This window comes from Paraburkholderia sp. RL17-380-BIE-A (assembly GCF_046028085.1).
Classification (GTDB): domain Bacteria; phylum Pseudomonadota; class Gammaproteobacteria; order Burkholderiales; family Burkholderiaceae; genus Paraburkholderia.
In genome coordinates this window covers 110,984-124,377 of record NZ_JARESQ010000001.1, presented here as the reverse complement: position 1 = coordinate 124,377, position 13,394 = coordinate 110,984, and the positions used below count along the sequence as shown (strand labels likewise).

Sequence of the window (13,394 nt, the reverse complement as noted above, 5' to 3'; positions counted from 1 at the left end):
CGCGGAAGTCGGCGGGTCGCCAACGGCTGCATACGGTTAGCGCGCGAAGCCAGGTCTTTCATGGCGTTATGCCGCTCAATCATTAGCATGAGCCCCAACGGTGCGGTGGTTCAGCGATTGTTCGAGCGCGCGAGCGGACTGCCTGCGAACGGGTCGTTTTGCCAGTCCACACGTTTTTTCGGCTGCGGCGCGGGCGCCGGCGCCGGCGCGGCCGACAACTCGAAGTGATCGATAGACTGCCCCGCGCTGATGGCCTGTTTCAGCCACTGGGGCATCTCACCCTGGCCGTCCCAGCTATCTCCGGTCGCGCTACGGTAGCGTTCGCCCTTTTTCGCTGCCGGCTCGGACGCCAGTACTGCAGCAAGGTCTTCTGGTTTGATACCAAACTCTTCCATGCGGTGGCGGAGATACGCAATCATGCTATCTCGCTTCCTTTCGTCCATAAGATATTCGTCCTTCTAAAGCGTCCAGCGTTCTGTCAATTACAGATTGCAAGGGGAAACCGCGACAGCATCGAGCCCATTTAGATGGGGACGGCCCGCAGTGTGGTTATCGATTGAAGGAAATCCAAAGGCAGCGTCAGAAAAAACGTCGTTCCCTATATCGCGGCGCAGCATATGGCCGACCCCGCCGCCTATCAAACCAGGTTATCAGTCAATGGATATTCGAGCAGCTCCGCTGCGCGGCAGATAAGGCTGGATAAGCCTCATGCCCACAAGGGAGGAAACGTTATTGACGATGCATTGATTGCGGATGACCGGTTTCATCTCCACGCTCCGTCTCTCGCCGGTGCCTCGCGCGGGGCCGATTATTTACGTTATGCCAGCATCATAACGCACTGTGTGGCCAAAGCACGTGCAGGGTCGATTGATTTTGTTTCAAATGCACGCTTTTGAACTCGCCCGCCGCGTTGGACCACGCCGGGTGTTCCGCGATTGAATTCCTGAGTGGCCGAGCTATAAAGAAACAGCGGAGCCAAAATCCGCACTTCCAGCCTGCGACGACTGATTCCGGCCAGTGGCGAGAACGCGTCCGACATCGGTTGCAGGTCTGGCAAGGTGTTACCCGTTTAGTTCGATGACTCGCCGCAGCAGTTCGCATCGACATCGACTCGTCCGCCAGCCCTATCGGGCCGCCGGGCGTCTTTTCACGGACCGATTGTCTGGAGGACGAGAACTGCTGCGCCGGATTCAAGGAGTCTGGACATGAAACTACGATTATTGATGGCGGCGGCCAGCGCCGTGCTCGTTCTCGCGCCGCGAACGGCGAGCGCGCAGGAGATGCAAAGCCCGCAGGCGGCCGGACTGTCGAGCAGCGCAATGATGCAACGGAACGCGAACGAATCGGCGCAGGCCACGACCGATATTTCGTTCGGCGAACCGGCAGGGGGCATGGATGCCGGCGCCCAACCGGTGCAGAACGTGTCCTATGGAGGCGTGGCAGCGGGGCAGTCGGAGGCAGGAGGCCGGCAAAGCCAACGATGCGCTTCTTCCGCGCCGCAATGCAGTGTCTATTTTGGTCAATGACAGATTCGTCTTTGGGAATGCGGTGTGCATTGCAGGCATCGCATTCCCGCCACTTCCTTGTCGCTTCCCCGTCACTTCCCATTGCGCTGTGCTTCTTGCTTAAGCGAGCGCTCTTATGCGAGCGACATGCCGTGCAGCGAATGACCGGTGCGTTCGCGTAGACGTCCCATCATCGCGTCGAGATCATGTCCTTGCACCGTGGCGCGTTCGGCGAAACCGCGGAATTCATCCAGCAGTGCGCGCCACGACGCATGCCAGCGCGTTTCCCTGATGCACGTTCCCGCTGAATTGGCGATGCGCAACACGCCGTTGTCCGGATAAAAGGTGACGGTGACCGGCATGCCGTCGATCACGCAAGTGGCGGTGCAGGGGCGGGTGCTAACCATGGGCGATGTCCTCATTGTGATAAGCGGTTGAATGCGCGTTAAACGCTGACGTGGCCTTCAGCAAACGCTGTGCCCAAACGTGCCCATTTGAATTCGCCAGAAATCGAAGCGTCATGCTCGCGCGGGTTGCAGGCGCAAGCGCCGCACGAATAACCCCACGCGTGACCGCAATTTTCCGGAGTCGTCAGCGGGCGATTTAATACGATGTTATGGTGTATTCCATTCGGGTTTTCACCCGCTAATCTTCCAGACTGCACTCGCATCGCTGCCGGCAAGCAGGCCAATATGGCCTGCTTTTTTCATCGTGCCTGCGCTTCGCGAATGGATTAGCGCGGTGTGGCCGCTCCAATCCCATCTGTTGTTTAGAGACTCGCTAACAATACTATGTTGATCGAAGATACTCTCCCGTCCAGCAGTGCTTCGCTGGACGACGGCGCCCCGTCGTCCCTGCGATCGTGGCTTGCCGTGCTCGCCGTCGCGGTCGGCGCTTTTGCTTTCGTCACGACGGAATTTCTACCGGTCGGACTGTTGCCGCGGGTCGCCGCGGAACTCGGCGTACTGCCCGGCACGGCCGGCCTGATGGTCACCGTGCCCGGCGTCATCGCGGCCATCTCAGCACCTGGCTTGATGCTGGTGGCGGGGCGCATGGATCGGCGGCGGGTATTTCTTTTACTGACAGCTTTGCTGCTCGCTTCGAATCTGATTTCGGCGTTTGCGCCGAATTTTCTCGTCATGCTGCTCGGGCGCGCGCTGCTCGGCGCTGCATTGGGCGGTTTCTGGACGCTGGCCACGGCGGCGTCGGTGCGGCTCGTGAAGCCGAGAGATTCGGCGCGAGCCATGGCGACGATCCTCACCGGCGTCACCTGCGCAACCGTGATCGGCGTGCCGCTCGGCACGTTTATCGCGAGCTTTGCGTCGTGGCGCGAATCGTTCATGGCAACCGGCGTGCTGGTCGCTATCGCGCTCGTCGCGCAGTTCTTCTTCGTGCCGTCTTTGCCTTCTGAGGCCGCGTTGCGCCTGCGCGACCTGGTGGCGCTGCTGCGCCGGCCGCATCCGCGCCGAAGCATGTTGATGGTGGCACTCGTGTTCGGTGCGCACTTTTCGTCGTACACGTACATCACGCCTTTCCTGCTGCACAACGCGAATCTGGACATGTCGACGATCACGTGGCTGCTGCTCGGCTTCGGCATGATCGGTTTCTTCTCGAACTTCGCCGTTTCGTCGACGGTGACGCGCAACCTGAAAGTGTCGCTAGCCGTGATGGTTTCGCTGCTGCTGTTCGCGCTGGTATCGCTGCCACTGCTTCAGCATTCGACGATCGGCGTCGTGGCGCTGGTGCTCGCGTGGGGCATTTCGTTCGGCGCGTTGCCGCTGTGCTTCAGCATCTGGATTCAGCGCGCTACGCCCGACTCACCCGAAGCAGGTTCGGCATTGTTCGTGAGCATCATTCAGGTTGCGATCGCGCTGGGGTCGCTGGTGGGCGGCGTGGTGGTGGACCATGTGGGTATTTCCGCCGACTTTCTGCTGGGCAGCGGTCTCGCGTTGCTGGGGCTCGCCGCGCTCGCGAGCTTCGGCCGCAGTGAGCAGACTGTCGCGGCTGAGGCGTCGGCTTGCCCCGCGTGCACGGACTAATGATCGGCGGCTCGGCACAGTCTCAATGCGTTACGGTGATATTCTTGCGCCGCTTACCCACCCGATCCAGGTCCTGATGCGCTCTACTATCACCAAATGGCTGTTTATTATTTACCTGCTCGGTAGCGGGACGCTGTATTCCATTGTCATTCTGCTGCTGTTTCCCTTCGTTGGGCGGGCTGGACGATACTGGCTCGCGAAACAGTGGTGCCGTGCGCTGGTTTTCGTCATGCGCTGGCTGCCCGGCGTGTCATGTTCGATCGAGGGGCTCGAACATCTTCCCGACGGCCCCGCGATCATTCTGTGCCGTCATGAGTCGACTTGGGAAACGCTCGCGTTTCTCGCGCTGATTCCACGCCGCATCAGCTTCGTGTTCAAGGAAGACCTGCTGCGTATCCCGTTCTTTGGCTGGGTGCTGCGCGGTCTCGACATGGTCAGCCTGAACCGCGGCTCGGCCCGGCAGGCTCACCAGGCTGTGACGAAGGAAAGTGCGGAGAGGCTGGCTAAGGGCGATGTCGTCGTCATTTTCCCGGAAGGGACGCGGGTGCTTCACGATGCCCCGTTGAGAATGACTTCGGGCGGCGTTCGACTGGCGTGTGCGACCGGCGTGCCGGCTGTTCCTGTGGTGTTGAACGCGGGTAAGGTCTGGCCGACGAAAGGCTGGCCTGACCGACGCGGGCATATTCGCGTGGTTATCGGGCCAGCGCTCTCGCCTCAGGAGATGACGCAGCAAGAGTTGAGTCATGCCGTTCATGACTGGATGAAAAACGAACTGGAGCGGCTCTGACGATTCTCGGCGCTGACTTGCGGTCGTGATCGTTGGCCTGCAGTTTCGGCGTTGACTCTCAGCCGAGACTCTCAACCCAGACTCTCAACCCAGCCTCTCGACCCGGCCTCGCCCCAGGTCGTCTGGACACTCAGCACCGGACGCGCAAGCCCGCCACGTCCGGCACCAATGTCCCTGTGAATATTTATTGCCCGGTCTTGGTCGACTGGGCGCCGTCGTCCGGCGACATGCCGGGCATGGTGGAGGCGCCGGTGTCGGCATGCTTTGTCATGTCGCCGGGAACCCGGTTCCAGGGGCTCGAGATGGGCTCGCTGTGGTAGGTCATGCCTGATGTGGCGGCGCCGTGAGAGCCGCCGCTGCCGTTTCCGCCATTGCCATTGCCTCCAGCCTGAGCAACCATAGCGGCGCACGCACAGAGCGATGCGACACCAACCCGCGCCAGCAGGACTTTGAGCGTTAACTTTTCCATAATATTTCTCCAGCGATTCCGGCGCATGCTTCAGCACGCCCCGAAGCTTCATCTACCGCTAAAGACTGACTGATTGCGCAGCGGCGAAGCGCAAACAGCTGCTCGGGTCTGAATGACGCGGAAGTACGCCGCGTTCAGCCGCAAGCCACTGGTCAACCATGGGTCAACGCCGGAATTAACAGAGCGGCGCTGGAGCCGGATATCCACCGGCTTGGCTGATATACGCGCGATAGTCGTGGCTGGATTCGAAAATTACTCGCGACGTGATCCGAAAGTGGCCGCCGTTCTGGGCGTTAGATTGAATTGGCGCCGAATTGAGCATATGGTGATTGCTCCCCAGTCCAATCGGAGTTCGTATGCGACGTCTTGCAATGACTGCGGCCGCATTGATGGCCGCTGGTTTCACCCTGTCCGCGACGGCCCAGGTCGTCGTCACCATCGGTCATTCGGCTCCGCTGACGGGCCCGCAAGCGCCGAACGGCAAGGACAACGAGAACGGCGCGCGCCTCGCCATCGACGAACTGAACAAGGCAGGAGTAAGCGTCGCCGGGCAGAAGGTCACCTTCAAGCTGGATTCGCAGGACGACCAGGCCGACCCGAAAATCGGCGTGCAGGTTGCGCAGAAACTGGTAGACAGCGGCGTCGTCGCTGTCGTTGGACCGTACAACTCGGGCGTGGCGATTCCGGCCTCGCGCGTCTACAACGCCGGAAACGTGCCGATACTGCCCGTCGCATCCAACCCGGCGCTGACCAAGCAGGGCTTCAAGAACATCTTCCGTATCGGCGCGAGCGACGAACAACTCGGCGGCACGATGGGGCAATTCGCCGCGAAGACGTTGAAGGCCAAAACGGCCGCCGTGATCGACGACCGCACGGCCTACGGCCAAGGCGTGGCGGAGCAGTTCACGAAGGTTGCCAAGGCGAACGGCATTCAGATCGTGGACCAGGAATTCACCAGTTCGTCGGCCACCGACTTCCTCGGCATTCTGACGAACATCAAGTCCAAAAATCCTGACGTGATCTTCTTTGGCGGATACGCGGCGCAAGGCGCACCGATGGCCAAACAGATGCGCCAGCGCGGGCTCAGGGCGAAGCTGCTGGGCGGCGACGGAATCTGCTCGGCCGACATGGGCAAGGTTGCCGGCGACGCGGCGTCGATCGTCTACTGTGCCCAAGGCGGCATTGCGCTGGAGAAAACACCGGCCGGTCGCGAGTTCCTGCAAAAGTACAAGGCCGCGTACAACATCGATACCCAGGTCTACGCCGTGAGCTACTACGACGGCGTGAAGTTGCTCGCCGACGCCATGGTGAAGGCCGGCACGACCACGGACAAGGCGAAGCTGACCGCGCAACTCGCGAAGGAGAACTATAAGGGCGTAGCGGGCACCTATTCATTCGACGAGTTCGGCGACCTGAAGGGCGCGCCGACCACCGTGTACACGATCAAGAACGGCTTGCCGGTTCCGTACGGTCAGTAACGGCAAGCGACCCAGCCACTTCACGAAGCAAACATGAAAATTTCACGCACGATCCAGACTGTCGAAGTCCACACCGGCGGAGAGGCATTCCGCATTGTCACCAGCGGTTTGCCGCGTCTGCCTGGCGACACGATCGTCAAGCGGCGCGCGTGGCTGAAGGAAAACGCCGACGATATCCGCCGGGCTCTGATGTTCGAGCCGCGTGGGCATGCCGACATGTACGGCGGATATCTGACGGAACCGGTCAGCCCCGGCGCTGATTTCGGCATCATCTTCCTTCATAACGAGGGGTATAGCGACCATTGCGGCCACGGCGTCATCGCGCTGTCGACGGCGGCGGTCGAACTGGGTTGGGTGCAGCGTCAGATACCCGAAACGCGCATCGGCATCGATGCGCCGTGCGGCTTCATCGAAGCCTTTGTGAAGTGGGACGGCGAGCACGCGGGCAACGTTCGCTTCGTCAACGTGCCGTCGTTTATCTGGAAGCAGGACGTGACCGTAGAGACGCCGTCGTTCGGTTCGGTGACCGGCGATATCGCATTCGGCGGCGCGTTCTACTTTTATACCGACGGAGCGCCGCATGGTCTCGAAGTGCGGGAATCGTCGGTGGAAGAACTCGTGCGCTTCGGCGCCGAAGTCAAGGAGGCGGCAAACAGGGCGTTTCCCGTCGAGCACCCGCATATTCCGGAGATCAATCACATCTACGGCACCATCATTGCGAATGCGCCGCGGCACGCGGAGTCGACGCAAGCCAACTGTTGCGTGTTTGCGGACCGCGAGGTGGACCGTTCACCAACCGGTTCCGGGACCGGAGGGCGGGTCGCGCAGCTTTATTTGCGTGGCAAGTTGGGCAAGGACGACACGCTGGTGAACGAGTCCATTATCGGCACGGTATTCAAAGGGCGTGTTCTGAGCGAGACGACCGTGGGTGATTTCAAGGCCGTGATTCCGGAGGTGGAAGGTAATGCTTTTGTCTGTGGCCTGGCAACCTGGCTACTGGATGAGCGAGATCCGCTCACCTATGGGTTCCTTGTTCGCTAGGTCAGGCATCAGGTGGCAGCGGGCGACGGTGACCGCTCAATGGGCTGTTTCGATAACGCTCCAGATTCGTTCGTCGGAATCACCGGCGAATTGTCTGGCGATAATGGCCCGGCATTTGTCGCAGCGGTAGTGCTCGAGAACGAGCGCGCCGTTGCGCTCCGCCACGCCAATCAGGGTGAGGTTTTCCTGCCGTTGAACATCGACGGGCCGGCCGTCGATATCGGAGCATCCATCGCAGACTTCCATGGCGCCTCCTGACGTTCGCATCCATCGTTCAAAAGAAGCCCGCGCGAAGCGGGCGAAGACTGATGCACCCGCTGAGGAGACAACGCGGGCCAAGTCAGTATCCGGCGCGATCGGACGGTTGTGCAAGTGCAAAAAAATAAACTAAAAAGGGGGCGACCACACAGGGTGGACCGTTGCCCGCACGCGATTTCCGCGTGATTCACCTTGCCGCCGACACTGCCTGGTCGGGCAGACCGGCACTTGCGCACCTACTCGCGCAGTCTGCCCGCTCTGCGAAAACTGTGCCGACTGGTTCGCTGCACCGCACACGCCTCCCGATCCACTTTTGTTATCACCTGCTCCAATACTCGGATTGTTAGCACATCGCGCCGCTCGTATATTGGCTGGGCCAGCAGCACAGACAGCCGGATACAACAACACAAAGGCATGCCGTTCAGGCCTGCCAACAGGAGCACAGCGATGAATCGAATCGATCTGGAGGGGCGCGTAGTCGCCATTACCGGCGGCGCGCGTGGTATCGGCTACGCAGTGGCGCAGCGGGCACTCAACTCGGGCGCATCGGTCGCGCTATGGGATGTGGACGCCGAACGTCTTGCCCGCAGTCAGCATGAGCTGAGCGAATTGGGCAAAGTCACCGCGATCTCAGTCGAACTGACACAGGAAGCCGCCGTCGCACAGGCCGTGGCGCAAACCGTTGCCGATCACGGGGCGATCGACGTGTTGATCAATTGTGCCGGCATCACCGGCGGCAATGGCAGTACGTGGGAACTGGAACCCGACATCTGGCGCCGCGTGATCGATGTCAACCTGATCGGCCCATATCTGACCTGCCGCGCGGTCGTGCCGCAAATGCTCAAGCAGGGCTATGGCCGGATCGTCAATATCGCCTCGGTGGCGGGCAAGGAGGGCAACCCTAACGCCTCGCACTACAGCGCCTCCAAGGCCGGACTCATCGGCTTGACCAAATCGCTCGGCAAAGAACTCGCGACGAAGAACATTCTCGTCAATGCGGTCACGCCCGCCGCGGCTAAAACCGAGATCTTCGATTCGATGTCGCAGCAACACATCGACTACATGCTTTCGAAGATTCCCATGAACCGCTTCCTGTTGCCCGAAGAAGCGGCGTCGTTGATTCTGTGGCTCTCGTCCGAGGACTGCGCGTTCAGTACCGCTTCGGTATTCGACCTGTCCGGCGGCCGCGCAACCTACTGAGCCGGCGCGGCGTCGCACCTGCGTTAGCACGGTAGCGCTACACAAGAAAAGAAAACGCAGAGCCGCCACCCGCGCGTGCTCTGCGAAGGAGACGACATGGACCCGCATGCGCCCGTTTCACTCGAGGCGATCAACGGCAAGGTAATGCGCCGGCTACTGCCGTTTCTACTGCTGATGTATGTGTTGGCGTTCCTCGATCGCGCCAACATTGGTTTCGCGCAAAAGGCTTTGCAGCACGACACAGGTTTGTCGAATGCGGCGTTTGCCTTCGGTGCGGGCGTGTTTTTCGTCGGCTATGCATTGTTCGAAGTCCCGAGCAATCTGCTGTTGCATCGGGTTGGCGCGCGCGCCTGGATGTGCCGGATCATGGTGACATGGGGGCTCGTGTCGGCCGCGATGAGCCTCGCGCATACGCCCACGGCGTTCTACACGCTACGTTTTCTGCTCGGCGTCGCCGAGGCGGGTTTCTTTCCGGGCGTGATCTATTACCTCACACACTGGTTTGCGCAGTCGTCCCGGGCGCGTGCGGTGGGCGTGTTTTATTTCGGCGCGCCGCTGGCGTTTATTTTCGGCAGCCCGTTGTCGGGGTCGCTGCTCGAATTGCATGGCGCGCTGGGTCTTGCCGGCTGGCAATGGCTCTTTCTGGTGGAGGGCGTGCTGGCTTCGTTGGTGGGCGTGTGGGCGTTCTGGTATCTCGACAATCGCCCCGAAGACGCGCGTTGGCTCGAACCGCAGGAGCGCGCCACCTTGCGTAGCGCACTCGAGGACGATGCGCGTGTCGCGTCCGCGCACGGCCCGCATAACATTCTGGCCGCCCTGGTGGACCGGCGTGTGTTGCTGCTGTCGGCGATCTATCTGCTGATCCAGATGAGTGTGTATGGCGTGATTTTTTATCTGCCGCAACAGGTGGCGGCGTTCCTTGGAACAACGGTCGGCTTGCGTGTGGGTCTCGTCGCGGCGCTGCCATGGCTGTGTGCGCTGGCTGTGACGTGGTACGTGCCGCGCCGCGCGGATCGCACCGGTGGGCATCGGCGTTGGGCGGTGGCGTTGCTGATCGTCGCCGGGCTCGGCATTGGTGTGTCCGGACTCGCGAGCAGTCCTTCCATCGGCTTACTCGCGCTGTGTTGTGCCGCGAGCGGTTTCATTGCCGCGCAGCCGCTTTTCTGGACGTTTCCCACGCGTCACCTCACAGGCGCGGCCGCGGCGGGCGGTATCGCGTTGATCAATTCGCTCGGCGGGCTCGGCGGTTTCATTGCGCCGAGCTTGCGCACCGCGGCGGAACATGCGTTTTCGTCGAAGTCGGCGGGATTGGTCGTGTTGGGCATGTCGAGTCTGCTCGCCGCGCTCATGATCGGCACGCTATTGCGCCGCGACGCCGCCCATCCGGGCACAACTTTCAAAACCTTACTGCATCGCGCCCGCTAGGCGCTCGCTCGACGCACTCATAACGGAGCCTCCATACATGGCCATGCCTACCATTCGGCACGTGCGTGCCTTCATCGTCCGCGGCGGCGGTGCGGATTATCACGACCAACCCGGCGGACACTGGATCGACGATCACATCTCCACGCCGATGGCGCGTTATCCGGAGTATCGCCAGAGCCGCCAGTCATTCGGTATCAATGTGCTGGGCACGCTCGTGGTGGAGATCGAAGCGAGCGACGGCACCGTGGGTTTTGCGGTGACGACGGGTGGCGAGATCGGCGCGTTCATCGTCGAGAAACATCTCGCGCGTTTTCTCGAAGGGCAACTCGTTACCGACATCGAGAAAATGTGGGATCAGATGTACTTCTCGACTCTGTACTACGGTCGCAAAGGGGTCGTGCTGAATACGATCTCGGGCGTCGATCTCGCGTTGTGGGATCTGCTCGCGAAAGTGCGCAAGGAGCCGGTGTACCAGCTATTGGGCGGTCCGGTGCGCGACGAACTGGTGTTCTATGCGACCGGCGCGCGGCCCGATCTGGCGAAGGAGATGGGATTCATCGGCGGCAAGCTGCCGTTGCAGCACGGTCCCGCCGAAGGCGAAGCGGGCCTCAAAAAGAATCTGGAAAAGCTCGCGGACATGCGCAGCCGGGTGGGCGACGACTTCTGGCTGATGTACGACTGCTGGATGAGCCTCGACGTGCCGTATGCCACGCGGCTCGCGCAAGCGGCGCACGAGTATGGCCTGAAATGGATCGAAGAATGCCTGCCGCCCGACGACTACTGGGGTTACGCCGAACTGCGCCGCAACGTGCCACGCGGCATGATGGTGTCGACCGGCGAACACGAAGCAACGCGCTGGGGCTTTCGCATGTTGCTGGAGATGCAATGCTGCGATCTGATTCAACCGGATGTCGGTTGGTGCGGCGGCATTACCGAGTTGATCAAGATCTCCGCGCTAGCGGATGCCCACAATGTGATGGTCGTGCCGCACGGTTCGTCGGTGTATAGCTATCACTTCGTGGTGACGCGGCACAACTCGCCGTTTGCCGAGTTTCTGATGATGGCGCCCAAAGCCGACGAAGTCGTGCCGATGTTCACGCCACTGTTGCTCGATGAACCCGTGCCCGTGAACGGGCGCATGAAGGTGCCGGACGCGCCGGGCTTTGGCGTGAGGCTGAATCCGGAATGCGCGTTGGTGCGGCCTTACGCGCGTTGAGTTCGCGTTGAGTTCGCGATGAGTGCGTGTTGATTGCTTGTTGTCGGGTCGAGCCGCGCCGTGCGCGTCACCCGTCGCAAATTCGAACCCTGAAAGGAGAATGACGTGCTGCTCAAGGACAAGGTCGTGATCGTCACCGGCGGCTCGCGCGGCATCGGCCGCGCGATAGCCGTTGCGTGCGCAACCGAAGGCGCGGACGTAGCGATCAACTACTGGGGCGACAACGACGCATCGTATGGACGCCGTTCCGCCGTTGCGGAAGTGGTCGGTGAAATCGAGGCGCTGGGGCGGCGCGTGATTGCGATCGAAGGTAACGTCGCTGCGCGCGAAACCGGTCAGCAACTGGTACGCCACACGGTCGAGGCGTTCGGCAAAGTCGACGTGCTGGCCAGCAACGCGGGCATCTGTCCGTTTCATGCTTTTCTCGACATGCCGCCGGAGGTGCTGGAATCGACGGTGGCGGTCAATCTGAACGGCGCGTTCTATGTGACGCAAGCCGCCGCGCAACAGATGAAAGCGCAGGGCACGGGCGGCGCGATCGTGGCGACGAGTTCGATCAGCGCGCTGGTGGGCGGCGGCATGCAGACGCATTACACGCCGACCAAAGCGGGCGTGCATTCGTTGATGCAATCCTGTGCGGTCGCATTGGGACCCTACGGCATTCGCTGCAACTCGGTGATGCCCGGCACCATCGCCACCGATCTGAACGCTGAAGACCTCGCCGACGAAGCCAAAAAAGCCTACTTCGAAAAACGCATCCCGCTCGGCAGACTGGGCCGCCCGGAAGATGTCGCCGATTGCGTGACGTTCCTCGCCTCCGACCGCGCGCGCTATGTGACGGGCGCGGCGCTACTGGTGGACGGCGGCCTTTTCGTCAACCTGCAATAACGCGCGATGCCGATTTCAGTTCACCGGAGCCGAAGCCGCAATCAGGGAGTCAGATGCGGCCGCGGCGGTGTCGTCGCGTTTGAGTTTGTGCGAGAAACCGCGCAACAGGTCGATGAAACGCAGCGCCGGTTCAGCCAGCGGCTCTTCCTTGCGCGTGAGAATGCCGAAGCCCGAAAGACTCTTGCCGATTTCGAGCGGCAACGCAACCAGCAGTTTGCCGCGCAAATGATCGCGCACCACCGACTCGGGCAGCATGGCCACCGCATCGTAATTCTCGAGCAATTGCAGCGTAGCGAAGATCGACGCGCATTCGGTCAGATTCACCGGCGTGGCCAGTCCCGCGCGCGCCAGTTCCTCTTCGAACAGCACGCGCGCCGGACTGGTGACGGGCTGCGCCACCCACGGCCAGTCGATCAGCTCGCGCAAGCTGACGCGCGCGCGCTGCGCGAGCGGATGCACCGCACGCACCACGAGCAGCAGCGTTTCGCGCGCGAGCGGCTCGAAACTGAAATCGTTGTGTTGCAGCGGACTGGTCAGGCGCCCGAGCGCCAGATCGACCTCGCGGCGATGCAGCAATTGCACGACCTGGTCACTGGTCTCGCCGAGAATGCGCACGTTCAGCAGCGGGCTTTCGGTTTTCAGCGCGGCGACCGCCATGGCCAGCAGATCGGGCGCGGCGCCCATGATCGCGCCGACCGTCAGTTGGCCGTGACCGCCGCGGCGTTTGACGTCCAGGTCTTCGGCGAAACGGGTCAGTTCCGCCAGTGCACGCCGGGCATAGGCCAGCGTGACGACGCCAAGCGGCGTGGGCGTCATGCCGCGCGCGTTGCGCTCGAACAGCAGAAAGCCGAATGCTTCTTCGATATCGCCGAGCATGCGGCTCGCGCTCGGCTGGGCCACGTTGACGGCCTCGGCGGCCTGATGGAGATTGCGCGCGTCGTCGAGCGCGACGAGCAGCGCGAGGTGCTTGAATTTGAGCCGATTGACGAGTGCGACAGTTGCTGAGTGTTGGCTCATGGGTCGGGTGCGATTCGGTTTGTGGATCGCCCAATCCCAACAACGGATTGAGATGCTATCGACGCAGGAAT

Annotated in this window: 15 protein-coding genes; 10 read left to right on the top strand and 5 right to left on the bottom strand. The window is 61.6% G+C overall.

The window, feature by feature from the left end:
- Positions 1-110: 110 nt before the first annotated feature.
- On the bottom strand, positions 111-443 hold the full coding sequence (locus P0D68_RS00605) for an H-NS histone family protein (protein ID WP_091807673.1): 333 nt from the start codon (positions 441-443) through the stop codon (positions 111-113).
- 174 nt (positions 444-617) lie between these two features.
- Here P0D68_RS00605 and P0D68_RS00600 point away from each other — a divergent pair, with 174 nt between their 5' ends.
- Together P0D68_RS00600 and P0D68_RS00595 are read left to right on the top strand one after the other, a co-directional pair.
- Positions 618-896 (top strand): hypothetical protein, encoded by a 279-nt coding sequence (locus tag P0D68_RS00600; protein WP_408295454.1) that lies wholly within the window; start codon positions 618-620, stop codon positions 894-896.
- Positions 897-1,205: 309 nt separating this feature from the next.
- Positions 1,206-1,526: a hypothetical protein gene (locus P0D68_RS00595; RefSeq protein WP_408295451.1), complete on the top strand. Its 321-nt coding sequence runs from the start codon at positions 1,206-1,208 to the stop codon at positions 1,524-1,526.
- A gap of 113 nt (positions 1,527-1,639) precedes the next feature.
- Here P0D68_RS00595 and P0D68_RS00590 read toward each other — a convergent pair whose 3' ends face one another.
- Entirely contained in the window at positions 1,640-1,912 is a 273-nt protein-coding gene (locus tag P0D68_RS00590) for a hypothetical protein (RefSeq protein WP_408295448.1), read from the bottom strand.
- 384 nt (positions 1,913-2,296) lie between these two features.
- On the opposite strand from P0D68_RS00590, the gene P0D68_RS00585 reads away from it, so the two are divergent.
- Both P0D68_RS00585 and P0D68_RS00580 read left to right on the top strand, forming a co-directional pair.
- Positions 2,297-3,544, top strand: coding sequence for an MFS transporter (locus tag P0D68_RS00585; protein ID WP_408295445.1), 1,248 nt, complete (start codon positions 2,297-2,299; stop codon positions 3,542-3,544).
- A 76-nt stretch (positions 3,545-3,620) separates the two neighbouring features.
- Entirely contained in the window at positions 3,621-4,331 is a 711-nt protein-coding gene (locus P0D68_RS00580; RefSeq protein ID WP_408182939.1) for a lysophospholipid acyltransferase family protein, read from the top strand.
- Positions 4,332-4,515: 184 nt separating this feature from the next.
- Here the strand turns inward: P0D68_RS00580 and P0D68_RS00575 are convergent, their stop codons facing one another.
- Positions 4,516-4,800 carry a hypothetical protein gene (locus P0D68_RS00575; RefSeq protein ID WP_091807682.1) on the bottom strand — a complete coding sequence of 95 codons (285 nt, stop codon included), beginning with the start codon at positions 4,798-4,800 and terminating at the stop codon, positions 4,516-4,518.
- Between the two features lie 356 nt (positions 4,801-5,156).
- Between P0D68_RS00575 and P0D68_RS00570 the strand changes: the two genes are divergently transcribed.
- Both P0D68_RS00570 and lhpH read left to right on the top strand, forming a co-directional pair.
- Positions 5,157-6,278 carry a branched-chain amino acid ABC transporter substrate-binding protein gene (locus P0D68_RS00570; protein ID WP_091807684.1) on the top strand — a complete coding sequence of 374 codons (1,122 nt, stop codon included), beginning with the start codon at positions 5,157-5,159 and terminating at the stop codon, positions 6,276-6,278.
- Between the two features lie 33 nt (positions 6,279-6,311).
- A complete protein-coding gene (lhpH, locus tag P0D68_RS00565; protein ID WP_091807687.1) occupies positions 6,312-7,319 on the top strand; it encodes a trans-3-hydroxy-L-proline dehydratase in 1,008 nt (335 codons plus the stop codon).
- A gap of 36 nt (positions 7,320-7,355) precedes the next feature.
- Here the strand turns inward: lhpH and P0D68_RS00560 are convergent, their stop codons facing one another.
- Positions 7,356-7,565 carry a hypothetical protein gene (locus P0D68_RS00560; protein ID WP_408295440.1) on the bottom strand — a complete coding sequence of 70 codons (210 nt, stop codon included), beginning with the start codon at positions 7,563-7,565 and terminating at the stop codon, positions 7,356-7,358.
- Between the two features lie 459 nt (positions 7,566-8,024).
- On the opposite strand from P0D68_RS00560, the gene P0D68_RS00555 reads away from it, so the two are divergent.
- The 4 genes from P0D68_RS00555 to lra1 all read left to right on the top strand — a co-directional run bounded on the left by P0D68_RS00555 (position 8,025) and on the right by lra1 (position 12,306).
- The gene (locus P0D68_RS00555; RefSeq protein ID WP_408295437.1) at positions 8,025-8,777 is read left to right on the top strand and encodes an SDR family NAD(P)-dependent oxidoreductase; all 753 of its coding nucleotides are present in this window, start codon (positions 8,025-8,027) and stop codon (positions 8,775-8,777) included.
- Positions 8,778-8,873: 96 nt separating this feature from the next.
- Positions 8,874-10,202 (top strand): MFS transporter, encoded by a 1,329-nt coding sequence (locus P0D68_RS00550; RefSeq protein ID WP_408295434.1) that lies wholly within the window; start codon positions 8,874-8,876, stop codon positions 10,200-10,202.
- Between the two features lie 37 nt (positions 10,203-10,239).
- On the top strand, positions 10,240-11,418 hold the full coding sequence (gene rhmD / locus P0D68_RS00545) for an L-rhamnonate dehydratase (RefSeq protein ID WP_091807696.1): 1,179 nt from the start codon (positions 10,240-10,242) through the stop codon (positions 11,416-11,418).
- Between the two features lie 105 nt (positions 11,419-11,523).
- Complete coding sequence (gene lra1, locus P0D68_RS00540; protein ID WP_007177649.1) at positions 11,524-12,306, top strand: L-rhamnose 1-dehydrogenase Lra1; 783 nt, start codon at positions 11,524-11,526, stop codon at positions 12,304-12,306.
- A gap of 15 nt (positions 12,307-12,321) precedes the next feature.
- Here lra1 and P0D68_RS00535 read toward each other — a convergent pair whose 3' ends face one another.
- On the bottom strand, positions 12,322-13,323 hold the full coding sequence (locus P0D68_RS00535) for a LysR family transcriptional regulator (RefSeq protein ID WP_408295430.1): 1,002 nt from the start codon (positions 13,321-13,323) through the stop codon (positions 12,322-12,324).
- Between the last annotated feature and the right edge of the window lie 71 nt (positions 13,324-13,394).